A 23,432-nucleotide genomic window follows, 5' to 3' on the forward strand; every position below is an offset into this window, starting at 1 on the left:
CGCTTTTTGTAGCCCGGATGCAATCCGGGGCCTGGCTCGCAGAGCCCCGGATTACATCCGGGCTACGCAGTCAGCGTGCGGTGAAACGCCAGGCGCGGTGGATCTTCGGGTTACGGGCGAAGTCCGGATCCAGGGTCTGCGCGCTGATCTCCTCGACCTGATAACGCGCCACCAGACTCTCGTCGAGCTGGAACTTGCGGAAGTTGTTGGAGAAGTACAGCACGCCGCCACGGGCCAGACGCGCCATGGCCAGGTCGAGTAACTCGACGTGGTCGCGCTGCACATCGAACACGCCTTCCATGCGCTTGGAGTTGGAGAAAGTCGGCGGGTCGATGAAGATTAGATCGTACTCGCTGCGATCCTCGCCCAACCAGGCCATCACATCGCCCTGCTCCAGGCGGTGCTTGTCGGAAAAACCGTTGAGCGACAGATTACGCCGCGCCCAGTCCAGGTAGGTTTTCGATAGATCGACGCTGGTCGTGCTGCGCGCCCCGCCCTTGGCCGCATGTACGGTGGCCGTGGCGGTGTAGCAGAACAGATTGAGGAAACGCTTGCCGGCCGCCTCGCGCTGAATGCGCAGGCGCAACGGACGGTGATCGAGGAACAGCCCGGTGTCCAGATAGTCGGTGAGGTTGACCAGCAGCTTGACGCCGCCTTCGCTTACCTCCATGAACTGCCCCTGGGCGGCCTGGCGCTGATACTGCTTGGTGCCGGCCTGGCGCTCGCGACGTTTGATTGCCACCCGGTTCTGCGCCACACCCAGCGCCTGCGGGATCGCCGCCAGGGCATCGAGCAGGCGCGCCTGCGCCTTGTCCGGGTCGACCGAGCGCGGCGCAGCGTATTCCTGCACATGCACCCAGTCAGCATAGAGGTCGACCGCCAGGGCATATTCCGGCATGTCGGCATCGTACAGCCGGTAGCATTCGACGCCTTCGCGGCGCGCCCACTTGCCCAGTTGCTTGAGGTTCTTCTGCAGGCGGTTGGCGAACATCTGCCCGCCCTCGCTCAGGCGTGCCTGCTCGACCGGCGCAGGTGCCGGCTTGATCGGATTGCCGTTGCGATTGAGTTTGGGCGCCTCGGCCTGCAACTCATTCTGCTCACGTTCACGCTCGCGTTGCTCCGCTGTGCGCCGCTCACCGGTGACGAACTGTTCGGTCTGCACCTTGATCAACAACAGCTTGCAGGCCAATGCACCGTTCCAGAAGGCATACTGCTTATGGCTACGCAGGCCCATGCGCTTGCCCAGTTCCGGCGCCCCGGTGAATACCGCCGCCTCCCAGCCCAGGCAGGCCTGACGCAGGCGCTCGCCGAGGTTCTGATAGAGGTACAGCAGGCTGGCTTCATCGCCCAGACGCTCACCATAGGGCGGGTTGCTGATCACCAGGCCCTTCTGATTCTGGTCCGGACGAGGCTCGAAACTGCCCAGTTCGCCCTGATAGATCTTCACCCAGTCGGAGAGGCCGGCGCGCTCGACGTTGTTGCGCCCAGGCTGGATCAGGCGCGGGTCTGCTTCATAACCGCGAATCCACAGTGGCGGCTTGGCCAAGCCCGCCGCCGCGCGCTGCTCGGCCTCGGCATGCAATTTCTTCCAGATGGCCGGCACGTGGCCGAGCCAGTTGGAGAAGCCCCAGCGTTCGCGTTTGAGATTGGGCGCGATGTCGGCGGCCATCAACGCGGCCTCCACCAGAAAGGTGCCCACGCCGCACATCGGGTCGGCCAGTGCGCCGCCTTCGGCTGCGATGCGCGGCCAGCCGGCGCGGATCAGCACCGCAGCGGCCAGGTTCTCCTTCAGCGGCGCGGCACCCTGCTGCAGGCGATAACCGCGCTGGTGCAGGCTATGCCCGGACAGATCCAGAGAAAGCACTGCCTCACCACGATCCAGGCGCAGATGCACGCGCAAATCAGGGTTGAGCTTGTCGACGCTGGGACGCTCGCCGCCGGCCGTGCGCAGCCGGTCGACGATCGCATCCTTGACCTTGAGTGCACCGAAGTGGGTGTTGTCGATGCCCGAGCCATTGCCGCTGAACTCCACTGCCAGGCTGCCGGCCGGATCAAGATGGTCCCGCCAGTCCACTGCCTTGACGCCTTCGTACAGCTCATCGGCGTTGTTCATGGCAAAGCGCGACAGCACCAGCAACACACGGTTGGCCAATCGCGACCAGAGGCACAAGCGGTAGGCCACTTCGATCTCGGCATGACCGCGGACTGCAGCGGTCTGCTCGCGAGCCTCCTCCAGCCCGAGCGCTTTGGCTTCTTCCAACAACAGGCCTTCGAGCCCCTTGGGGCAGGTCAGCACGATTTCGTAACGATCAGACATGGATGTTCCGCTGCCTATGGCAATCAGGGAGGTGCTTCGGCGCACCTCGACTCAAAATAAGTGACAAAAGGTCACAGTGCGGCCCTTCGTCGGAATAAGTAAGCACTCTCATTTGCACTAGCAAATTGAGGGCATCGGTGCGCACAGCCAGCTATGGCGCCGCCTGGCCGAGCGACGCCGGACCTGTCTCAAGCGTCCTTATGGCCACACCCTCATTTAGATTACGCCCTTATGACAAATCGATCATTCACAGCCCCCGGTGCATTCGTTAGAACACTACCTAAGGCTTTCGCTGCAATGGCGAAGGCGCAGAAAGTTCGCCACGCCGGCAGCGGACTTTCGTAGGCAGAAAAATTTCTGCCTGGCCTTGCTACAAGGCCAACGGGACATAACAGTCAACAGTGAGGGCAACACCCTATGAGAAGACTTAAGCGTGATCCGTTAGAAAGAGCTTTTTTGCGCGGCTATCAATACGGCATCAATGGTAAATCCCGCGAACTCTGCCCCTTTACCCTACCTTCGGTTCGTCAGGCCTGGCTCAATGGCTGGCGTGAGGGCCGTGGCGACAACTGGGATGGGCTGACCGGCACAGCCGGTATTCATCGACTCAACGAACTTCACGCTGTCGGCTAATACAGGATCACTCCCGACTTCACCAAGCCGACCCCCTCCGGGCGGCGGGCGCAAGCCCAAGGGCTCCTTCGGGAGCCCTATTTATTTACGCAGCTTATTTACGCAGCGCGGCAATCGCATCCACGGCCTCGCGGATCAGCGCCGGCCCCTTATAGATGAATCCCGAATAGATCTGTACCAGGCTCGCCCCCGCAGCGATCTTCTCCGCTGCGTGCCTACCCTCGGTGATACCGCCTACCGCGATGATCGGTAAACGGCCAGACAACTCGCCAGCCAGCACCTTGACGATGTGCGTGCTCTTGTCACGCACCGGCGCGCCCGACAGGCCGCCGGCCTCGTCGCCATGAGCCAGCCCTTCGACGCCTTCACGGCTGAGCGTGGTGTTGGTGGCGATCACCGCATCCATGTCGGCGCCCAGCAGGGCCGATGCCACCAGCGCGGTTTCTTCGTCGCTCATGTCCGGGGCAATCTTGATCGCCAGCGGTACGCGCTTGCCGTGTTCCTGTGCCAGATCCTCCTGGCGACGACGCAGCGCCTCGAGCAGCTCCTTGAGCGAGTCACCGAACTGCAGGCTGCGCAGCCCCGGAGTATTCGGCGAGCTGACGTTGACGGTGACATAGCTGGCGTGGGCGTAGACCTTGTCCAGACAGGCCAGGTAATCGTCCACCGCGCGTTCAACCGGGGTGTCGAAGTTCTTGCCGATGTTGATACCCAGCACCCCCTTGAACTTGGCTGCCCGGACCCGAGCGAGCAGGTGATCGACGCCGTGGTTGTTGAACCCCATGCGATTGATCACCGCCTCGGCCTCCGGCAGACGGAACAGCCGCGGTTTGGGGTTACCCGGCTGCGGACGCGGCGTCACGGTGCCGATCTCGACGAAGCCGAAGCCGAGCTGAGCGAAGCCATCAATGGCATCGCCGTTCTTGTCCAACCCCGCCGCCAGACCGACCGGATTGGCGAACTGCAAGCCCATCACGTTCACCGGCAGGCTGGCCGGCGCCTTGGTCAGCAGGCCATTGAGCCCCAGCCGGCCACCGGCACCGATCAGATCGATGGACAGCTCGTGAGAGGTTTCCGGGGACAGTTTGAACAACAGCTCGCGGGCCAGGGAGTACATGGGCAGGCTCAGCTCGACAGGTAGAGGGTTGGCAGGCCGGCGATTATAGCTGCGCAGGCATCGCCTGCGCGAGGCAAGCGCGCCAGATCAGTCCAAAGGGCGTAAGCTCAGCAACTCACCGGTATCGTTGAATTCCAGCACGAAGGAACCATGAATGCCGGTATGAGTCAGATACGGCCGCAGATGGTGGGCCGGCAAACTGACCCGGCGCCCGTCACGGCTTTGCGCCATAATGCGGTTGGCATGGCCACGGTAGATGGCCTGCAATCGTTCGGCCGATAACGCAATATCCAGCACCAAGCTGGGCATGGAGGCATCCTCGCAAATGAATGCGGCTATTTTGCCACAGACCTGCACAGCAGCTGGCGCTCTTACGCCGCGCTACGCTTTATGGGCAACAGTCGTCCGCGTCTGCCACACTGCAGTAGACGCTTCAGGAGCGATCTGCCGGCCATGAGCCTGTCCGAATCTTCAACCCTCAGCAGCCGCCTGGCCGCTCTTGCTCAACGCATGGGCTTGCTCGGCCGTGGCTCACGGCAGATTTTTGCCAGAGCTAGTGCCCTGCGCTTGCCGTTCAAACCGCTACCCGCGATGGTCGAAAGCATCTGCTGGCACCAGGGCCCGCAATTGCAGCTTCTACTCAATCTGCCGCGCGGTGCGCTCTCCGGCCCGGTACAGGAAGACAAGGCCCAGGCCCACGCAGCCCTGACTCAGGTAGTGGAGGCACAAACTCAGCACCTGCCAACCTTCGATCTGCGCATGATCGATGGTTTCGCCTGCGCCACTCCCGCACCAAGCTATGCATGCTTCGAAGACTATGCCGCGAGCGAACACTGCAAGCAGGTGCGCATCATCAGCTACAAGGATTTCGTCAGAACCATCAGCCTGGCGTTGCCGCGCTTTCTCGCTGGAGAGCCGATCGAACTGCGCCAGGCCAACTGGCGAGGCTCACGCACCTTCTGGTCAGGTGAAACGCAAGGCGAGTCGTTCGCCGGAGCGATCGCCTACGCACGCCGACGCGGGCTGGACGTGCAACTGCCAGCCAATCTGGTGCGTTATCGATTGAACGAAACAGGCCTGAATGACCTGCAGAGTCGTTATCACGTACTGGCCATGCCCGAGGCCGCCTGGAGCGATCCAAGCTTCATGGGGCTGCTGCTGGACAATGCCATCCCCTACGCGCGACTGTCATTGCTGAAGAAAGCCGGTACACCGGAATTCCTCATGCTGCCCAAGGAGCACCATGACGCCACGGCTTTGGGCGAAGGTTTGCGTCTGGCCGGCGCTCCCGACGTACCGGAGCATCTACACAAGATGAGCGTTCAACCTGAAGACGCGGAGTGACGAACTACTCATCACAACCGCGCAGCAAACGCCCGATCATATCCAGCGAATAACCACGGTAAGCCAGAAATCGGCCCTGCTGGGCACGTTCGCGAGCATCGCCGGGAAGCCGACCGGAGAACTTGCGCTGCCAGGTTTCACGCAGTTGCTCGAACCAGTCGATACCACTTTCGCGCAGCGCCTGATCGATATCGCTGCGCGCCAGCCCACGCTGGCCGAGCTCTTCGCGGATACGCTGCGGACCATAACCGGCACGCGCCCGGTAGGCGACGAAGCTCTCCAGATAGCGGGCTTCCGACAGCAGCCCCTCTTCCGACAAGCGCTGCAGGGCAGTCTCGATCATCTCTTCGGGAGCGCCGCGCTTGCGCAACTTGCGCGTCAGCTCGACGCGGCCATGCTCACGTCGCGCCAGCAGATCCATGGCCGCTCGCCTGACGGCGAGCGGGTTATCCAGTACGACGGTCATGCGTTGAGGGCTTAGAAGTCGACTTCTGCGTCAGCCAGATCGTCGGCGGAGGCTTTCGCCGGAGCGCTGCTGACCAGCAACTTCTGGCGAATCTGGCCCTCGATCTCGCGGGCCACAGCCTGATTTTCTTCCAGGTACTTGGCGGCATTGGCCTTGCCCTGACCGATCTTGTTGCCCTGATAGCTGTACCAGGCGCCCGATTTCTCGACTAGGCCCTGCTGCACGCCCAGATCGATGATCTCGCCGTTACGGTAGATGCCCTTGCCATACAGGATCTGGAACTCGGCCTGACGGAACGGCGGTGCGACCTTGTTCTTGACGATCTTCACGCGGGTTTCGCTGCCCACTACTTCTTCGCCTTCCTTCACCGCACCCGTGCGGCGGATGTCCAGACGGACCGAGGAGTAGAACTTCAGCGCGTTACCACCGGTGGTGGTTTCCGGGCTACCGAACATCACGCCGATCTTCATACGGATCTGGTTGATGAAGATCACCAGGCAGTTGGCGTTCTTGATGTTGCCGGTGATCTTGCGCAGCGCCTGGCTCATCAGTCGGGCCTGCAGGCCGACGTGCATGTCGCCCATTTCGCCTTCGATTTCTGCCTTGGGTACCAGCGCTGCCACGGAGTCGACGATGATCACGTCGATGGCATTGGAGCGCACCAGCATGTCGGTGATTTCCAGCGCCTGCTCGCCGGTGTCCGGCTGCGATACCAGCAGGTCATCGACGTTGACACCGAGCTTGCCGGCATAATCCGGATCCAGCGCATGCTCGGCGTCGACGAAGGCGCAGGTGGCGCCCAGCTTCTGCGCTTCGGCGATAACCGACAGGGTCAGGGTCGTCTTACCGGAGGATTCAGGACCGTAGATCTCGACAATACGGCCTTTCGGCAAACCGCCAATGCCCAGGGCAATATCCAGACCCAGCGAGCCGGTGGAAATGGCCGGGATCGCCTGACGCTCATGATCGCCCATGCGCATGACCGCGCCCTTGCCGAACTGCTTCTCGATCTGACCCAGGGCAGCCGCCAAAGCGCGCTTCTTGTTCTCGTCCATTACATCCTCACGTATTCACAAGGGCCTAAGCGGCCGCCAACAACTGTATAAGTAGCCAGTATTATTCCACAGGGCAAGTCGCCCGCCTACCCCAATGCCGGATTTTCCTCTGCCAACAGGCGCAGAAGACCGGCCAGCGCGGCCTCGACCGTTTGTCGGCGTACCTCGTCGCGACCTCCGGCAAACTGCTTGCGCACGCTGTAAAGGCGCTCGCCGTCTCCCCAGGCCAACCAGACAGTACCGACCGGCTTCTCCGGCGAGCCGCCATCCGGACCCGCCACGCCACTGACGGCAACAGCGTAGCGTGCCCCGCTGTGCCCCTGGGCACCCCGCACCATGGCTTCCACTACCTCCTGACTGACCGCGCCGACGCTGGCGAAAAGCTCGGCGCAGACTTCCAGTTGCCTGGTTTTCTGTGCGTTGGAGTAAGTCACGTATCCAGCCTCGAACCAGGCCGAGCTACCCGGTATGCGGGTAATCGCCTCGGCAATACCGCCACCGGTGCACGATTCTGCAGTGCTGACCTGAGCGGCCTGCACCTTCAGCGCCTGGCCGAGCTGCTCGGCCAACTGACTGATTCTGTCCATGTTCGCCTCCTTATCGAGTGCCCCACCCTACACATCTTGCGCCAGCAGTGGAAATGGCCATGACCGACAACCGGCACAACACAGCGACCAGCGATATCGCCGGCGTTTCGGGGTCCACGGCAAAGGCGAAGTATGGGAAGATTCCCCGTTTCGTCATACCCACCGCACGTAAGGCCCGGCATGACCGATCTCTCCGCACACACCCCAATGATGCAGCAGTACTGGAAGCTGAAGAACCAGCACCTGGACCAGTTGATGTTCTATCGCATGGGTGACTTCTACGAAATTTTCTATGAAGACGCGAAGAAGGCGGCGAAGCTGCTGGACATCACCCTGACCGCTCGCGGTCAGTCGGCCGGCCAGTCGATCCCAATGTGCGGCATCCCCTTCCACTCGGTTGAAGGCTATCTGGCCAAGCTGGTCAAACTTGGCGAATCGGTGGTGATCTGCGAGCAGATCGGCGACCCGGCCACCAGCAAGGGGCCGGTGGAGCGCCAGGTGGTGCGCATCATCACTCCCGGCACCATCAGCGACGAAGCCTTGCTCGACGAACATCGCGACAACCTGCTGGCTGCCGTCCTCGGTGACGAGCGACTGTTCGGCCTGGCCGTGCTGGACATCACCAGCGGCCGCTTCAGCGTTCAGGAAATCAAGGGCTGGGAAAACCTGCTGGCCGAACTGGAGCGCCTGAGCCCCGCCGAACTACTGATCCCGGACGACTGGCCACAGGGCCTGCCCGCCGAGAAGCGCAAGGGCTCGCGACGCCGCGCGCCCTGGGATTTCGACCGCGACAGCGCCTTCAAGAGCCTGTGCCAGCAGTTCGGCACCCAGGACTTGAAGGGCTTCGGCTGCGAGAACCTGACCCTGGCCATCGGCGCCGCCGGCTGCCTGCTGGCCTATGCCAAGGAAACCCAACGCACCGCCCTGCCGCACCTGCGCAGCCTGCGCCATGAGCGCCTGGACGACACGGTGATCCTCGACGGCGCCAGCCGCCGCAACCTGGAGCTGGACATCAACCTTTCAGGTGGCCGCGACAACACCCTGCAATCGGTCATGGATCGCTGCCAGACCGCCATGGCCAGCCGCTTGCTGGGCCGCTGGTTGAACCGTCCGCTGCGCGACCGCGCGGTGCTGGAGGCGCGTCAGAACGCCATCACCTGCCTGCTCGACGGTTACCGCTTCGAGACGCTGCAGCCGCAGCTCAAGGAAATCGGCGATCTGGAACGCATCCTTGCCCGCATCGGCCTGCGCAACGCTCGCCCGCGCGATCTGGCTCGCCTGCGCGATGCCCTGGCTGCGCTGCCCGAGCTGCAACAGGCGATGACCTCGCTGGACACACCGCACCTGCAACAACTCGCCACTACCGTTGCCACCTACCCTGAGCTGGCCGACCTGCTGTCCCGCGCCATCATCGACAATCCGCCGGCAGTCATTCGCGATGGCGGCGTGTTGAAGACTGGCTTCGACGCCGAACTGGACGAGCTGCAGTCGATGAGCGAGAACGCCGGCCAGTTCCTCATGGATCTGGAGGCACGCGAGAAAGCCCGTACCGGCCTGGCCAACCTCAAGGTCGGTTACAACCGCGTGCACGGTTACTTCATCGAGCTGCCGACCAAACAGGCCGAGTCCGCCCCGGCCGATTACATCCGCAGGCAAACGCTCAAAGGTGCCGAGCGTTTCATCACCCCGGAGCTCAAAGAGTTCGAAGACAAGGCATTGTCGGCCAAGAGCCGCGCCTTGGCGCGCGAGAAGATGCTCTACGACGAACTGCTCGAGAGGCTGATTGGCCACCTCGCCCCACTGCAGGACAGCGCCGCGGCCCTGGCCGAACTGGACGTGCTGAGCAACCTGGCCGAGCGCGCGCTGAACCTCGACCTGAACCGCCCGCGCTTCGTCGACGAGCCGTGCATGCGCATCGACCAGGGGCGTCATCCGGTGGTCGAGCAGGTGCTGACCACCCCCTTCGTGGCCAACGACCTGGACCTGGACGACAACCGCCGCATGCTGGTCATCACCGGGCCGAACATGGGCGGTAAGTCCACCTACATGCGCCAGACCGCGCTGATCGTGCTACTGGCCCATATCGGCAGCTTCGTGCCGGCAGCGGCCTGCGAACTGTCGTTAGTCGACCGCATCTTCACCCGGATCGGCTCGAGCGACGACCTGGCTGGCGGCCGCTCCACCTTCATGGTGGAGATGAGCGAAACCGCCAACATCCTCCACAACGCCAGCGAACGCAGCCTGGTATTGATGGACGAAGTCGGTCGTGGTACCAGCACTTTCGACGGCCTGTCGCTGGCCTGGTCGGCAGCCGAGCACCTGGCGCGCCTGCGTGCCTTCACCCTGTTCGCCACCCACTACTTCGAGCTGACGGTATTGCCGGAAAGCGAGCCGGTAGTGGCCAACGTGCACCTTTCGGCCACCGAGCACAACGAGCGCATCGTTTTCCTCCATCACGTCCAGCCCGGACCGGCGAGCCAGAGCTATGGCCTTGCAGTGGCACAATTGGCGGGCGTGCCGGGCACGGTGATCAGCCGGGCCCGTGAGCACCTGGCACGTCTGGAGGCCACCAGCCTGCAGCACGACCTGCCACGCCAGGAGCCCGGCCAGCCGCAGGTACCGATGCAGAGCGACCTGTTCGCCAGTGCGCCACATCCACTGCTGGAGCAATTGGACAAGATCAATCCCGATGATCTGACTCCGCGTAAAGCGCTCGAGCTGTTATATACATGGAAGACGCAGATCTAACGCTCCAAACAACAAACTGCTAGAATCGCGCGCAATTTTACGACCGCCCGGTTTACAGCCTGAGCCGCGGCCTTAGACAGAGCGCCTGGCAGCCCTTCGCAGAAAGAGCCCAGGCCGCCGCCCCGAGGAGAGAATCAGAATGACCTTCGTCGTCACCGACAACTGCATCAAGTGCAAATACACCGACTGCGTGGAAGTCTGCCCGGTGGATTGCTTCTACGAAGGCCCTAACTTCCTGGTCATTCACCCGGACGAGTGCATCGACTGCGCCCTGTGCGAGCCGGAATGCCCGGCTCAGGCTATCTTCTCCGAGGACGAGGTACCCGAGGATCAGCAGGAATTCATCGAGCTGAACGCCGACCTGGCCGAAGTATGGCCGAACATCACCGAGAAGAAGGATGCGCTGCCGGACGCCGAAGAGTGGGATGGCGTGAAGGACAAGCTGCAGCATCTGGAGCGCTGAGTTCGCCAGAAACACGAAGACCCGCCATGTGCGGGTCTTTTGCTTTATACGGAGCCACTTCGACATTCCGCCCCGGCGTAGCGTCAGAAATAGCGGACAAAAAAAGGGGCGGCTCGCGCCGCCCACTTTTATTCCCTAATCCCTTTGTCTCCCAACTCATCGTCCTGATGAATCGCTTCTTGCGATACTCCTGGTCGTCATCCTGGCGACCTGCGCTTGTCCCTGAGCACGGGTGTGATATTAGCCACTTCAGACTCACGCACAACCCGACTGAAATGCGCTCAATCCGTTCGATTAAAATTAATTTCCTTTAAAAACAAATAATTACAAGAACTAGTCGGTTAAAATCAGTCCACTTCAGCACAAAGACTGACAACAGTTGTAAGCAACGGCTTACGCGACAGCACATAAAAAACCCGGCCGAAGCCGGGTTTTTCATCGAGGCGCAATCCTTATTGAAACAATGCGTCGCTGGACAGGCCGTTCTTCTCCAGAATTTCACGAAGACGCTTGAGCGCTTCGACCTGAATCTGCCGCACGCGCTCGCGAGTCAGGCCGATCTCCTGGCCCACCTCCTCCAGCGTACAGCTCTCATGCCCACGCAGACCGAAACGACGCACAACGACCTCGCGTTGCTTATCGGTCAGGTCTGACAACCACTGATCGATGCTCTGCGACAGATCATCGTCCTGCAACAGCTCGCAGGGGTCGGTCGGCCGGTCATCGGTCAAGGTGTCGAGCAGGGTCTTGTCCGAGTCCGGACCGAGCGAGACGTCCACCGAGGACACGCGTTCGTTGAGGCCGAGCATTCGCTTGACCTCACCCACCGGTTTTTCCAGCAGGTTGGCAATTTCTTCCGCGGAAGGCTCATGGTCCAGCTTCTGAGTCAGCTCGCGGGCCGCACGCAGATAGACGTTGAGTTCCTTGACCACATGAATCGGCAAACGGATGGTTCGCGTCTGGTTCATGATGGCACGTTCGATGGTCTGGCGGATCCACCAGGTGGCATAAGTCGAAAAACGGAACCCCCGCTCCGGATCGAACTTCTCCACGGCTCGAATCAGGCCCAGGTTACCCTCCTCGATCAGGTCGAGCAGGGAAAGGCCGCGATTGACGTAACGCCGGGCGATCTTCACGACCAGGCGCAGATTGCTCTCGATCATGCGCTTGCGCCCGGCAGGATCGCCCTTCTGCGCCAGGCGCGCGAAGTGCACTTCCTCTTCGGGAGTGAGCAAGGGAGAGAAACCGATTTCGTTGAGATAAAGCTGAGTGGCGTCCAGCGCCCGGGTGTAATCGATGTACTTGTGCTGCCTGGAAGGGGCGGCGTTCTTGGCCTTGGGCCGCGCGACCGGTGCTTCCACTTCATCGCCCTGAACCTCGCCGAAAACGATGCCGGACTCCATCAGGAGTAGCTCATCGTCGACGTCAAACTCCGGCGCTTCTTTTTTGATGAGAGCCATTGTTGTTGTCCTTAGCTGAGTTCGACAACAGACTCTGGCGGAACCGTCCTGGCCATACCTGAGCCCGTCCCTCCTACGCCATGGAACGGGTCAGCGGCGGATCAACGACGTGGCAGATATTGCAGCGGATCGACAGGTTTACCTTGGCGGCGAATCTCGAAGTGCAGCTTCACCCGGTCGGCCCCTGTGGACCCCATTTCGGCAATGCTTTGCCCCGCTTTGACCTGCTGCCCCTCCCGTACCAACAACCTGCGGTTATGACCGTAAGCACTTACGTAGGTGTCGCTGTGTTTGATGATGATCAACTCGCCGTAGCCCCGCAAACCACTCCCGGCGTACACCACCGATCCATCAGACGCAGCTAAAACAGGCTGTCCTAATTCCCCGGCGATATCAATGCCTTTATTCAAACTACCGTTTGAGGAAAAACGACTGATCACCGCGCCCTGTGTCGGCCAGGACCAACCGCTGGCCGAGCGGCTTACCGGGGTTACAGGCGTGGTCGCAGGAGTATTAGCCACAGGTGGCCGAGCAGGCTGAGTGGCAGGCGGGGCCGTCACGGCGACCGGCGGACGGCTCGGCACCGGGCGGGTGACCACCGGCGAGGTGGCCGGGCGCGGTGTCGAGGCGACTGTCTGGCTGCTAGCGACTGGGCGATTGTCGAAACGGATCTTCTGGCCAACGCGAATGATGTAGGGATCACGCAGGCCATTGTGCGCAGCCAGCGCCTTCCAGTCCCAGCCGAAACGAAAGGCGATGGAATAGAGGGTATCGCCACGCTGCACGACATAGTGGCCGTTGCGCACGGGCTGGCGCTGGACCACCGGAGCACGCCCCTGGCCCTGCCCGCGATCGACCACCTGCACGCCCCCGGGAGGCGAACTGACGCAACCGGCCAATGCCGAGGCGGCAAGGATGGCGAGCGGCAGGCGCAAGGCTGCGACTGCGCGCACTAGCACGTGAAGGACGGTGCAACTCACCCAAACGCTCCCTGAATGATTCCGTGTAAGGCGCCCATTGTGCCGTATTTATTCGGTGCGGCCAGCATCGACTGGCCGACGCCCTGCCAGCCACTCCAGACCCAGCACCAAGACGATACCGCCTAGCGCCAGCGCCACGGCGAATAGCAGCTGCGGATCCTGGCCGCTGACGTCGGCGAATTGCCCGGGCAGCAGATTGTTCTGCAACAGCGGCACCTGCTCGCCCTTGCTGTCGACACGCCAGGTCAGCGTTTCCTTCCAGGGCCAGACCTTGTTCAGCGAGCCGAGCATCAGCCCGCTGAGAAACGCCAGACTGAGGTCGCGCCAGCGCGACAGCAGCCAGCTGAGCAAACGCGCGAAACTGAGCAGGCCCACCAGGCACCCACTGGCGAAAACCGCCAGGACCATGAGATTGAAGTCCTTTACCGCGCCCAGCACCACGGAATAAAGGCCGAGCAGCAGCAGGATGAAGCTGCCGGAAATGCCCGGCAGGATCATCGCGCAGATGGCGATGGCCCCGGCCAGGAACAGGGTCGGCAAGTCACTGCCCCACTGCATGGGCGCCGCGACGGTGATCCAGTAGGCGAAAGCCAGACCGAATACGAAGCTCACCACCCTGCTCCAGTTCCAGCGCCCGATTTCGCGGCCGACCAGATAGGTGGATACCAGAATCAGCCCAAAGAAGAACGACCAAACCGGAATCGGATGATGGTGCAGTAAATAGGTGATGACGCGGGCGAGCGTGAGGATACTGGTGACAATGCCGCTGAACAGCACCAGGAGAAAGGTCGCGTTGGCCATCTGCCAGGCGTCCTTGATGCGGCCGCGCAGCAGCAACAGCAATGCTTCGGGAATACCGGCGATGGAGCGTAGCAGCTCGTCGTAAATGCCGCTGATGAAGGCGATGGTGCCGCCGGAAACGCCTGGCACGACATCGGCAGCGCCCATGGCCATACCCTTGGCGTAGAGCAGGAAATGTTTCTTCATGGATCCTTCCAGAGCGATAAAGCGATCAGGCCAGCGGCCCGTTGAGTAGCGGCACGAAGCGCACCGCGTCCAGCACATGACGGGAAAAACCATCCTCTTCACGTACGATCAGCAGCAATTGCTGCACATCGCCGCTGCCCACCGGAATGACCAGGCGTCCGCCCGGTGCCAGCTGATCGAGCAGGGCCTGCGGTACCTGCGCCGCAGCCGCCGTGACGATGATGCCGTTGTACGGGCCGAGCGCATTCCAGCCTTCCCAGCCGTCTCCCCAGCGAAAGACCACGTTGCGCAGCTTGAGTTCGGCCAGACGCTCCTTGGCACGATCCTGCAGCACCTGAATGCGCTCCACCGAGAACACCCGCTCCACCAGTTGCGCCAGTACGGCGGTCTGGTAGCCGGAGCCGGTACCGATTTCCAGAACCTTGTCCAACGGCCCGGCCGCCAGCAAAAGCTCGGTCATGCGACCGACCATGTACGGCTGGGAAATGGTCTGGTTATGACCGATGGGCAGCGCAGTGTCTTCATAGGCGCGGTGCGCCAGCGCTTCATCGACGAACAGATGACGCGGGGTACGGCGAATCACTTCCAGTACCCGCGCGTTGGACAGCCCTTCCTCGTAGAGGCGCTGGATCAATCGTTCGCGGGTGCGCTGCGAGGTCATGCCGATCCCGCTGCGCTGCATGTCGTCCTGTCCACGCATCAGAAGATGCCCTCCAACCAGCCATCCATAGTTTCGAGAGCCTCATTGAACGTGCGATCGAGCCGTAGCGGCGTGATCGATACATAGCCTTGCATCACGGCATGGAAATCGGTGCCCTGGCTGCCGTCCTCGACATCACCAGCAGCCGCGATCCAGTAGCCTTCCTTGCCCCGCGGGTTGACCACCTTCACCGGCGCTGCTGCGCGCGCGCGGTGACCGAGACGGGTCAGTTGCACGCCACGGATATGTTCGAGCGGCAAATTCGGCACGTTGACGTTGAGCACGGTGCGCGGCGGCAACTCCAGACGCTCGTGCGCTTCGACCAGCTTGCGGGCGAAATAGGCGGCAGTGGGCAGATTATCGGGAAGCCGCGACAGCAGCGAGAAGGCGAACGCCGGTTTGCTCAGGAAGCGACCTTCCAGCGCGGCGGCGACGGTCCCGGAATAGAGCACGTCATCGCCCAGGTTGGCGCCCAGGTTGATGCCCGAGACGACCATGTCCGGCGTCTGCTCGAGCAAGCCGTGAAGCCCCAGATGCACGCAATCGGTTGGCGTGCCGTTGAGGCTGATGTACCCGTTGGTGAGGGCCATCGGATGCAGCGGGCGGTCGAGCGTCAGCGCACTGCTGGCACCGCTCCTGTCTTCGGCCGGGGCGATCACCACGCATTCGGCGTAGCCGGCCAGCGCCTGGTGCAACGCGGCGATACCGGGCGCGTTCACCCCCCCGTCGTTGGAAATCAGAATTCGCATGGAGTATCCGTCTGCCCTGCTGGCACCAGATCGAGCAATTCGCGCACCACCACGGTGGCGAAACACCCGGCCGGCAGGACGAATGCAAGTTGCAGAATATCGGGCTCGGGATAATGCCACGTAAGGCTCTGAATGGGGAGGCGCAGAATGCGCCGTTCGTGCGCCATGTCCGCCTTGACCAGCCACTGCACCAGTTGCGTAGCCTCATCGGCGACGCTTTGCTCCAACTGCTGGGTGGCACCGCCGGTCGGCAGCGCACCGTCACCCCACAACGGCCCGGTGGGATGCAGATCGAGAATGGCCAGGCGCGGGTCTTGGCATTCAGCCTCGCCTGCCATGAAGAAACTGCGACTGCCAGTAAAGGCCAGTAAATCGCCGACCTGCGCCTGGTTCCAGGTGCCGGCTGCCACGCGCTTGGCCAGCACCTGGTTGAACAGGTAGCTGCGTGCCGCTGAAAGCAGGCGCGAACGCAGATTGCGCTGCACCGGTAGCTCCTGGCGCAAGGCAAAATCGCGCGCCTGCTCGACATTGCCGCCATCGAAACCGAAACGCTGCAGGCCGAAGTAATTCGGCACGCCCTGCTCGGCGATACGCTGCAGGCGCTGCTCAAGGGCATCACGGTCAGCCTGGAGCGCGGTCAGGCGCAAGGTGAAGCCATTGGCAGAATGGGCGCCGCGTTGCAGCTTGCGGTTATGCCGCTGGCTGCTCAGGATGACCAGATCATCGCCCTGCGCGGCGGCAAGATCGGGGTCGGCCTTGCCCGGCAGGTGCAGGCTGAACCACTGCCGGGTCAGCGCCTGGCGATCCTTGAGACCGGCATAGCTGACCGCCTTGAGCGGCAAACCGGCGGCACGGGCGATGCGCCGCGCCGCTTCTTCGGTATTCAGGCCGCGTTTTTCCACCCACAACCATAGGTGCTCACCTTGGCCCGTAAGCGGGATGTCCAGTACTTCATCGACCTGGAAATCTTCGGCCGTGGCCTTGAGCACAGCACGCCCGCAGGCGTGGCCATGCGCGCGCGGCCCCAGCAGCTGCAGCTCGTTCATGCCTTGACCAGCAAGGCCACGGCATGCACCGCAATACCTTCCTCGCGCCCGGTGAAGCCGAGCTTCTCGGTGGTGGTGGCCTTAACATTGACCTGATCCAGCTCGATGTCGAAGTCTTCGGCAATGCGCTCGCGCATGCTCTGAATGTGCGGCGCCATCTTCGGCGCCTGGGCGATGATGGTGGCGTCGACATTGCCCACCGCGTAGCCCTTGGCCCGCACCAAGCCCATTACGTGGCGCAGCAGCGCACGGCTGTCGGCGCCCTTGAAGGTCGGATCGGTATCGGGGAAATGTTTGCCAATATCGCCCAGCGCCACCGCGCCGAGCAGGGCATCGCTCAGCGCGTGCAGCAGCACGTCGCCGTCGGAGTGAGCGACAAGTCCGAACTTATGGGGAATCCGCACGCCGCCGAGGGTGATGAAATCGCCTTCGCCGAAGCGGTGTACGTCATAACCATGACCGATACGCATAAAGAACAACGCCCTGAAAAAGTCAGGGCGTGATTCTAACCGAAAGCTGCAAGGGCCTGTGCGCAGCCAAGCCTGCGGCCAAGCTTTACTTGCCGCTTGTGGCTTGCCGCTTAAAGCTGCCGCAACGCGGCCGCATGATGACGCAGATGCTCGTCGATGAAGCTGGCGATGAAATAGTAGCTGTGGTCATAGCCAGGCTGCATGCGCAGCGTCAGCGGATGCCCGGCGGCCTTGGCAGCGGCCTGCAGTGCCTGTGGCTTGAGCTGGCCTTCGAGGAAATCATCGCGATCGCCCTGATCGACCAGGATCGGCAGTTTCTCCTCAGCCTCGGCGATCAGCACGCTGGCATCCCACTCACGCCAGCGCGAACGCTCTTCACCCAGGTACAGGGAAAACGCCTTCTCGCCCCAGGGGCAGTTCATCGGATTGCTGATCGGCGAGAACGCCGACACCGACCGGTAGCGCCCAGGGTTCTTCAGCGCGCAGATCAGCGCGCCGTGACCACCCATGGAATGGCCGGCGATGCCACGCTTGTCCGAGACGGGAAAGTTGGCCTCGATCAGTGCCGGCAGCTCCTGCACCACGTAGTCGTACATGCGGTAGTGGCGCGCAAAGGGTTCCTGGGTGGCATTGACATAGAAACCTGCGCCGAGGCCGAAGTCATAGGCGCCATTGGCGTCGTCGGCCACGCCGTCACCACGCGGGCTGGTGTCCGGCGCGACGATGATCAGACCAAGCTCGGCCGCCATGCGCTGAGCGCCGGCCTTCTGCATGAAATTCTCATCGGTACAGGTCAGGCCGCTCAGCCAGTACAGCACCGGCAGCTTGGCGCCCTGCTCGGCCTGCGGTGGCAGATAGACGGCGAACACCATGTCGCAGTTCAGGCTGCTGGAGCGATGGCGATAGCGCTTGTGCCAGCCGCCAAAGCTCTTGTTGCTGGAAACGATTTCGAGGGTCATGAGCCGCTCCGTAGGGTGCGCCATGCGCACCAAGGGGTTGCGGTGCGCACAGCGCACCCCGCGAGAATCCGTGCGGCCATGAGGCCGCACGGCGTTTCATCAGAAATGGATGACGGTACGGATGCTCTTGCCTTCGTGCATCAGCTCGAAGGCTTCGTTGATCTCGTCCAGCCTCATGTTGTGGGTGATGAAGGTGTCCAGCGGGATCTCGCCCTTCTGCGACTTCTCGACATAGCCCGGCAGCTCGCTACGGCCCTTGACCCCACCGAAGGCACTGCCGCGCCAGACGCGACCGGTAACCAGCTGGAACGGACGGGTGCTGATCTCGGCACCGGCTGGCGCCACGCCGATGATGGTCGACTCGCCCCAGCCCTTGTGGCAGCACTCCAGCGCAGCGCGCATCAGTTGCACGTTGCCGATGCACTCGAAGCTGTAATCGACGCCACCGTCGGTCATCTCGATGATGACTTCCTGGATCGGCTTGTCGTGCTCCTTCGGGTTGACGAAATCGGTGATGCCCAGCTCGCGCGCCACGGCTTCCTTGGCCGGGTTGATGTCGATGCCGATGATGCGCGAAGCCTTGGCCATCTTGGCGCCGATGATCGCCGCCAGGCCGATGCCACCCAGGCCGAAGATGGCCACGGTGGAGCCCTCGGTGACCTTGGCGGTGTTGAGTACGGCACCGATACCGGTGGTCACGCCGCAACCGAGCAGGCAGACCTTGTCCAGCGGCGCTTCCTTCGGGATCACCGCAACCGAAACTTCCGGCAGCACGGTGTATTCGGAGAAGGTCGAGCAGCCCATGTAGTGATAGATCGGCTCACCGTTGTAGCTGAAACGGGTGGTGCCGTCCGGCATCAGGCCCTTGCCCTGGGTGGCACGCACCGAGCTGCACAGGTTGGTTTTCTGCGATTTGCAGAATTTGCACTCACCGCACTCGGCGGTGTACAGCGGAATCACGTGGTCGCCGACCTTCACCGAGGTCACACCCTCCCCCACCGCCTCGACGATGCCACCACCCTCGTGGCCCAGCACGCAGGGGAATACGCCTTCGGAGTCCTGGCCGGACAGGGTGTAGGCGTCGGTATGACAAACGCCGGTGGCGACGATGCGCACCAGCACTTCACCGGCCTTCGGCGGCTCGACATCGATCTCGACGATCTTCAGCGGCTCGTTGGGCGCGAAAGCGACGGCAGCACGGGACTTGATCATGAAAGCTCTCCTGAGCGTTGCGAAAGTGCCGAGCAGTCTAGAACAACGGCAAGAAGAGATAATTCAACAGATATCAAAACATTATTGCCACACAGGGATAATATGCTCATCCGTCAGACACCGGAGCAAACCATGAGTCGCTGGGAAGGACTCGACGAGTTCGTCGCGGTCGCAGAATGCGGCCAGTTCAGTGCCGCCGCGGAACGACTGGGGCTGTCCACCTCGCAGGTCAGCCGGCAGGTGGCGCGCCTGGAGGATCGCCTGCAAAGTCGCCTGTTCTACCGCAGCACGCGCCGGGTGGCCCTGACCGAGGCCGGCCAATTGTTCCTGCAGCATTGCCAGCGCCTGCAGGATGCACGCGAGGAGGCATTGCGAGCAGTCGGCGACCTCGGAGCGGAGCCCAAGGGACTGCTGCGCATGACCTGCGCGGTGGCCTATGGCGAGCGCTTCATCGTGCCGCTGGTGAATGATTTCATGGCGCGCCACCCGCAGCTGCGTGTAGAGATCGAGCTGTCCAACCGCCAACTGGACCTGCTGCACGAAGGCCTCGACCTGGCCATCCGCCTGGGGCGCCTGCAGGATTCGAGACTGATGGCGGCACGCCTGGCACCTCGGGAAATGTACCTGTGCGCCGCGCCCGAGTACTTGCAGCGCTACGGCCGACCGCACTCGCTGTCGGAGCTGGCCCGGCATAACTGCCTGATTGGCAGCAGCGAGCACTGGAGCTTTGCCGAGAACGGCCGGGAAACCCAGGTGCGGGTACAAGGCAACTGGCGCTGCAACAGCGGCCAGGCCGTGCTCGACGCCGCGCTGCGTGGGTTCGGCCTGTGCCAGTTGCCGGACTATTACGTACTGGAACACCTGCGCAGCGGGCAACTGATCTCCCTGCTGGAGCAGCACCGCCCGCCCAACACCGCGGTCTGGGCGATCTACCCGCAGCAACGCCATCTCTCGCCAAAGATTCGCCAGCTAATCGACTCGTTGCGCCTGGGGCTGAGTCAGCGCGCTGAGTACGCCGCCCCCGCCTGAGCCCTGCAACAACCTTGTCGCTCAGCTGAACCGTCATGGAATGTCACAAGCCGAGGCGAAACTTGAGCGAGGCGACCGCGTCACAACCAATGTCCCCGGCAAACGGGGCCTCACGAATTCAGCAGCATGAGGACATGGTTATGCAGGTTCTGGTCAACAGCGGTAAGCACGTCGCCTCGTCGATGGCCTTCAAGGAAGACATCAGCAGTCGAGTGCGCAGCAAACTCCAACGCTACGAGGACCACCTCACCCGGATCGAAGTCCACCTTTCCGACGAGAACGCGCTCAAGAGCGGCCCTCAGGACAAACGCTGCAAGGTCGAGGCACGGATGAAAGGACGTGACCCGATGACGGTATCCCACGATGCCGAGGAAATGCATCAGGCCATCGACGGCGCCATGAACAAGCTGACCAACGCGCTGGATCGCAACCTGGGCAAGGACGCGAAAAACTGGACGCACTGAGGCAGCAATGGAATCAATGGCCGCGTGGCCACAGTGACTGCAGATAGTGCAGGTCTTCCGGGCGGGTGACTTTGAGGTTGTCCGCCCGGCCTTCGATCAGACGCGGCGCCTGCCCCACCCACTCCATGGCAGAGGCCTCATCGGTAATCGCCACCTGCGCCTGCAGAGCCTGACTCAGCGCGCCATGCAATGCCCCCAGGCGGAACATCTGCGGCGTATAGGCCTGCCAGATCACACTGCGATCCACGGTCTGCGCCACTCGCCCGTCGACACTGGCACGTTTGAGCGTATCGCGTGCCGGCACGGCCAGCAGGCCGCCCACCGGATCATCGGCCAACTCTGCCAGCAAACGGTCCAGGTCCTGCCTGGCGAGATTGGGACGCGCGGCGTCGTGCACCAGCACCCAGTCCTCGGCACCTGCGCCCTCGGCAAGCAGCGCCTGCAACCCGGCCAGCACCGAATCGGCCCGCTCACGCCCGCCTGGCGCACGGCGTATACGCGGATCGCTGGCAACCGGGAGTTGCGGCCAGAACGGATCGTCCACCGCCACGCACACCATGGCGCCCAGCAGGCCAGGGTGATCGAGAAAACAATGCAGGCTGTGTTCGAGAATGCTGCGACCGGCAATCTGCAGGTACTGCTTGGGACGGTCGGCAGCCATCCTCGCACCGACGCCAGCTGCTGGAATCACCAGCCAGAATGGAACGCTCATTCAGTCAGCAGGTAGAGGGTTTCACCCTCTTTGAGCATGCCCAGCTCCTGCCGCGCGCGCTCTTCAACGGTCTCCATACCACGCTTGAGCTCCATTACCTCGGCCTCGAGGATGCGGTTGCGCTCCAAAAGACGCTCGTTCTCGCCTTGTTGCTCGGCGATCTGCTGCTGCAGGCGGCTTACCTGGGCAAGACTGCCCTCGCCGACCCACAGACGATACTGCAGACCGGCAAGCAACAGGATCAGCACGATGAACAGCCAATACGGACTACGCATGGAGCGGCTCGCAGATTGAGTCATCGGCATGGTAGGGGCTGCGTTCATGCTTGAAAAGAAGCCGACTGATGAGTGACATGGGGTTTCTGTACCTGCATCCGTGCAATGGTTCCCAAAGATCGACGAAGCGTCCACGAAAAACGCCATGCCCGCAATCGCGCAGCCTCTGTAGGAGCGGCTTCAGCCGCGACAATTTGCGGATAAATCCGCTCCTACAGTGCGGCACCAACGCTGGGATAGCCACGAAAAAGGGCGACTTGCGTCGCCCTTTTCTACCACGCAGATGTTAGCCGCGGAACTCGGCACGGCCCTTGTACGGAGCCTTGCCGCCCAGCTGCTCTTCGATACGCAGCAACTGGTTGTACTTCGACACGCGGTCGGAGCGGCACAGCGAGCCGGTCTTGATCTGACCCGCGGCAGTACCCACAGCTAGGTCGGCGATGGTGCTGTCTTCGGTTTCACCACTGCGGTGCGAGATCACGGCGGTGAAGCCGGCAGCCTTGGCCATCTGGATGGCTTCCAGGGTTTCGGTCAGCGAGCCGATCTGGTTGAACTTGATCAGGATCGAATTGCCGATCTTCTCGTCGATACCGCGCTTGAGGATCTTGGTGTTGGTAACGAACAGATCGTCGCCAACCAGCTGAACCTTCTCGCCGATCTTGTCGGTCAGGACTTTCCAGCCAGCCCAGTCGGACTCGTCCATGCCGTCTTCGATGGAGATGATCGGGTAACGCTGGGTCAGGCCAGCCAGGTAATCGGCGAAACCTTCGGCGCTGAACACCTTGCCTTCGCCAGCCAGATCGTACTGACCGTCCTTGAAGAATTCGCTGGAGGCGCAGTCCAGCGCCAGAGTCACGTCATCACCCAGCTTGTAGCCGGCGTTGGCCACGGCCTCGGCGATGGCGGCCAGAGCATCTTCGTTGGAGGCCAGATTCGGCGCGAAGCCACCTTCGTCACCCACGGCAGTGTTCAGGCCACGGGCCTTCAGCACGGCCTTGAGGTGGTGGAAGATCTCGGCGCCCATGCGCAGGGCGTCGGCGAAATTCTTGGCACCAACCGGCTGCACCATGAATTCCTGGATGTCGACGTTGTTATCGGCATGCTCGCCGCCGTTGATGATGTTCATCATCGGCACCGGCATGGAGTAGACGCCCGGGGTGCCATTCAGATCGGCGATGTGCGCGTACAGCGGCACGCCCTTGGCCTGAGCAGCAGCCTTGGCAGCGGCCAGGGACACGGCGAGGATGGCGTTAGCGCCCAGCTTGGCTTTGTTCTCGGTACCGTCGAGTTCGATCATCGCGCGGTCCAGCGCTTGCTGATCGGTCGCGTCCTTACCCAGCAGCAGGTCGCGAATCGGGCCGTTGATGTTGGCGACGGCTTTCAGCACGCCCTTGCCGAGGTAACGGCTCTTGTCACCATCACGCAGCTCCAGCGCTTCGCGCGAGCCGGTGGAGGCACCCGACGGCGCACAGGCGCTGCCGAAGATACCGCCTTCCAGAATCACATCGGCTTCCACGGTGGGGTTGCCACGGGAGTCGAGAACCTCACGACCCTTGATGTCGACGATCTTTGCCATTGTTGTTAATGCTCCAAAGGTTGACGATAAGACAGCAGCAGCAGGCTGCACTGGGCCGCCGCTGCCCGCAGGCAGATCGGCGG

At 62.4% G+C, this 23,432-nt stretch carries 24 protein-coding genes; 6 read left to right on the forward strand and 18 right to left on the reverse strand.

All coding sequences use genetic code 11. The annotated features are described in order from the left end of the window. Window positions 1-70 precede the first annotated feature (70 nt). Window positions 71-2,317: a bifunctional 23S rRNA (guanine(2069)-N(7))-methyltransferase RlmK/23S rRNA (guanine(2445)-N(2))-methyltransferase RlmL gene (rlmKL, locus tag B3P22_RS11665; RefSeq protein WP_296271074.1), complete on the reverse strand. Its 2,247-nt coding sequence runs from the start codon at window positions 2,315-2,317 to the stop codon at window positions 71-73. A gap of 417 nt (window positions 2,318-2,734) precedes the next feature. Between rlmKL and rmf the strand changes: the two genes are divergently transcribed. Beyond that, complete coding sequence (gene rmf, locus B3P22_RS11670) at window positions 2,735-2,950, forward strand: ribosome modulation factor (RefSeq protein WP_003244273.1); 216 nt, start codon at window positions 2,735-2,737, stop codon at window positions 2,948-2,950. Window positions 2,951-3,044: 94 nt separating this feature from the next. Here the strand turns inward: rmf and B3P22_RS11675 are convergent, their stop codons facing one another. Both B3P22_RS11675 and B3P22_RS11680 read right to left on the reverse strand, forming a co-directional pair. Beyond that, entirely contained in the window at window positions 3,045-4,067 is a 1,023-nt protein-coding gene (locus B3P22_RS11675; RefSeq protein ID WP_275547311.1) for a quinone-dependent dihydroorotate dehydrogenase, read from the reverse strand. 87 nt (window positions 4,068-4,154) lie between these two features. Beyond that, window positions 4,155-4,376 (reverse strand): DUF2835 domain-containing protein, encoded by a 222-nt coding sequence (locus tag B3P22_RS11680; protein WP_197857868.1) that lies wholly within the window; start codon window positions 4,374-4,376, stop codon window positions 4,155-4,157. A gap of 144 nt (window positions 4,377-4,520) precedes the next feature. Here B3P22_RS11680 and B3P22_RS11685 point away from each other — a divergent pair, with 144 nt between their 5' ends. Beyond that, complete coding sequence (locus B3P22_RS11685) at window positions 4,521-5,411, forward strand: DUF6685 family protein (protein ID WP_296271075.1); 891 nt, start codon at window positions 4,521-4,523, stop codon at window positions 5,409-5,411. Window positions 5,412-5,415: 4 nt separating this feature from the next. On the opposite strand, the gene recX is transcribed toward B3P22_RS11685, so the two are convergent. From recX to B3P22_RS11700, 3 genes are all read right to left on the reverse strand, one after another. Continuing rightward, window positions 5,416-5,877: a recombination regulator RecX gene (gene recX, locus B3P22_RS11690; RefSeq protein ID WP_197857866.1), complete on the reverse strand. Its 462-nt coding sequence runs from the start codon at window positions 5,875-5,877 to the stop codon at window positions 5,416-5,418. Window positions 5,878-5,888: 11 nt separating this feature from the next. Then, window positions 5,889-6,932 carry a recombinase RecA gene (recA, locus tag B3P22_RS11695; RefSeq protein ID WP_197857865.1) on the reverse strand — a complete coding sequence of 348 codons (1,044 nt, stop codon included), beginning with the start codon at window positions 6,930-6,932 and terminating at the stop codon, window positions 5,889-5,891. A gap of 86 nt (window positions 6,933-7,018) precedes the next feature. After that, window positions 7,019-7,519 carry a CinA family protein gene (locus tag B3P22_RS11700; protein ID WP_197857864.1) on the reverse strand — a complete coding sequence of 167 codons (501 nt, stop codon included), beginning with the start codon at window positions 7,517-7,519 and terminating at the stop codon, window positions 7,019-7,021. A 180-nt stretch (window positions 7,520-7,699) separates the two neighbouring features. Here B3P22_RS11700 and mutS point away from each other — a divergent pair, with 180 nt between their 5' ends. Next, window positions 7,700-10,267 (forward strand): DNA mismatch repair protein MutS, encoded by a 2,568-nt coding sequence (mutS, locus tag B3P22_RS11705; RefSeq protein ID WP_296271076.1) that lies wholly within the window; start codon window positions 7,700-7,702, stop codon window positions 10,265-10,267. A 139-nt stretch (window positions 10,268-10,406) separates the two neighbouring features. Beyond that, on the forward strand, window positions 10,407-10,730 hold the full coding sequence (gene fdxA, locus B3P22_RS11710) for a ferredoxin FdxA (RefSeq protein ID WP_013716392.1): 324 nt from the start codon (window positions 10,407-10,409) through the stop codon (window positions 10,728-10,730). A 452-nt stretch (window positions 10,731-11,182) separates the two neighbouring features. Here fdxA and rpoS read toward each other — a convergent pair whose 3' ends face one another. The 9 genes from rpoS to B3P22_RS11755 all read right to left on the reverse strand — a co-directional run bounded on the left by rpoS (window position 11,183) and on the right by B3P22_RS11755 (window position 19,293). After that, window positions 11,183-12,190, reverse strand: coding sequence for an RNA polymerase sigma factor RpoS (gene rpoS, locus B3P22_RS11715; protein ID WP_197857862.1), 1,008 nt, complete (start codon window positions 12,188-12,190; stop codon window positions 11,183-11,185). A gap of 101 nt (window positions 12,191-12,291) precedes the next feature. Further along, the gene (locus tag B3P22_RS11720; protein ID WP_419096431.1) at window positions 12,292-13,170 is read right to left on the reverse strand and encodes a peptidoglycan DD-metalloendopeptidase family protein; all 879 of its coding nucleotides are present in this window, start codon (window positions 13,168-13,170) and stop codon (window positions 12,292-12,294) included. Between the two features lie 48 nt (window positions 13,171-13,218). Further along, window positions 13,219-14,157: a DUF368 domain-containing protein gene (locus B3P22_RS11725; RefSeq protein WP_296271078.1), complete on the reverse strand. Its 939-nt coding sequence runs from the start codon at window positions 14,155-14,157 to the stop codon at window positions 13,219-13,221. A gap of 25 nt (window positions 14,158-14,182) precedes the next feature. Next, window positions 14,183-14,818, reverse strand: coding sequence for a protein-L-isoaspartate(D-aspartate) O-methyltransferase (locus B3P22_RS11730; RefSeq protein ID WP_161627115.1), 636 nt, complete (start codon window positions 14,816-14,818; stop codon window positions 14,183-14,185). A gap of 38 nt (window positions 14,819-14,856) precedes the next feature. Next, a complete protein-coding gene (gene surE, locus B3P22_RS11735) occupies window positions 14,857-15,606 on the reverse strand; it encodes a 5'/3'-nucleotidase SurE (protein WP_296271079.1) in 750 nt (249 codons plus the stop codon). After that, complete coding sequence (gene truD / locus B3P22_RS11740) at window positions 15,594-16,652, reverse strand: tRNA pseudouridine(13) synthase TruD (RefSeq protein WP_296271080.1); 1,059 nt, start codon at window positions 16,650-16,652, stop codon at window positions 15,594-15,596. The genes surE and truD overlap by 13 nt, the downstream gene beginning before the upstream one ends. After that, window positions 16,649-17,122, reverse strand: a complete 474-nt coding sequence (ispF, locus tag B3P22_RS11745) for a 2-C-methyl-D-erythritol 2,4-cyclodiphosphate synthase (RefSeq protein ID WP_296271081.1) — start codon at window positions 17,120-17,122, stop codon at window positions 16,649-16,651. Before ispF ends, truD begins: the two co-directional genes overlap by 4 nt. 110 nt (window positions 17,123-17,232) lie before the next feature. Next, window positions 17,233-18,081 (reverse strand): S-formylglutathione hydrolase, encoded by an 849-nt coding sequence (fghA, locus tag B3P22_RS11750; RefSeq protein WP_296271082.1) that lies wholly within the window; start codon window positions 18,079-18,081, stop codon window positions 17,233-17,235. 99 nt (window positions 18,082-18,180) lie between these two features. Beyond that, window positions 18,181-19,293, reverse strand: coding sequence for an S-(hydroxymethyl)glutathione dehydrogenase/class III alcohol dehydrogenase (locus tag B3P22_RS11755; protein WP_296271083.1), 1,113 nt, complete (start codon window positions 19,291-19,293; stop codon window positions 18,181-18,183). Window positions 19,294-19,425: 132 nt separating this feature from the next. Here B3P22_RS11755 and B3P22_RS11760 point away from each other — a divergent pair, with 132 nt between their 5' ends. Both B3P22_RS11760 and hpf read left to right on the forward strand, forming a co-directional pair. Beyond that, window positions 19,426-20,322 carry a LysR substrate-binding domain-containing protein gene (locus tag B3P22_RS11760; protein ID WP_296271084.1) on the forward strand — a complete coding sequence of 299 codons (897 nt, stop codon included), beginning with the start codon at window positions 19,426-19,428 and terminating at the stop codon, window positions 20,320-20,322. Between the two features lie 140 nt (window positions 20,323-20,462). Further along, window positions 20,463-20,786, forward strand: a complete 324-nt coding sequence (hpf, locus tag B3P22_RS11765; RefSeq protein WP_275547388.1) for a ribosome hibernation-promoting factor, HPF/YfiA family — start codon at window positions 20,463-20,465, stop codon at window positions 20,784-20,786. 13 nt (window positions 20,787-20,799) lie between these two features. Here the strand turns inward: hpf and ispD are convergent, their stop codons facing one another. The 3 genes from ispD to eno all read right to left on the reverse strand — a co-directional run bounded on the left by ispD (window position 20,800) and on the right by eno (window position 23,349). Continuing rightward, window positions 20,800-21,498 carry a 2-C-methyl-D-erythritol 4-phosphate cytidylyltransferase gene (gene ispD, locus B3P22_RS11770; RefSeq protein WP_296271085.1) on the reverse strand — a complete coding sequence of 233 codons (699 nt, stop codon included), beginning with the start codon at window positions 21,496-21,498 and terminating at the stop codon, window positions 20,800-20,802. Next, entirely contained in the window at window positions 21,495-21,773 is a 279-nt protein-coding gene (gene ftsB, locus B3P22_RS11775; protein ID WP_017363771.1) for a cell division protein FtsB, read from the reverse strand. Before ftsB ends, ispD begins: the two co-directional genes overlap by 4 nt. A 286-nt stretch (window positions 21,774-22,059) precedes the next feature. Next, a complete protein-coding gene (gene eno / locus B3P22_RS11780; protein ID WP_296271086.1) occupies window positions 22,060-23,349 on the reverse strand; it encodes a phosphopyruvate hydratase in 1,290 nt (429 codons plus the stop codon). Between the last annotated feature and the right edge of the window lie 83 nt (window positions 23,350-23,432).

Origin of the sequence: Pseudomonas sp. UBA6323 (assembly GCF_002439135.1) — a bacterium.
Classification (GTDB): Bacteria; Pseudomonadota; Gammaproteobacteria; order Pseudomonadales; family Pseudomonadaceae; genus Aquipseudomonas.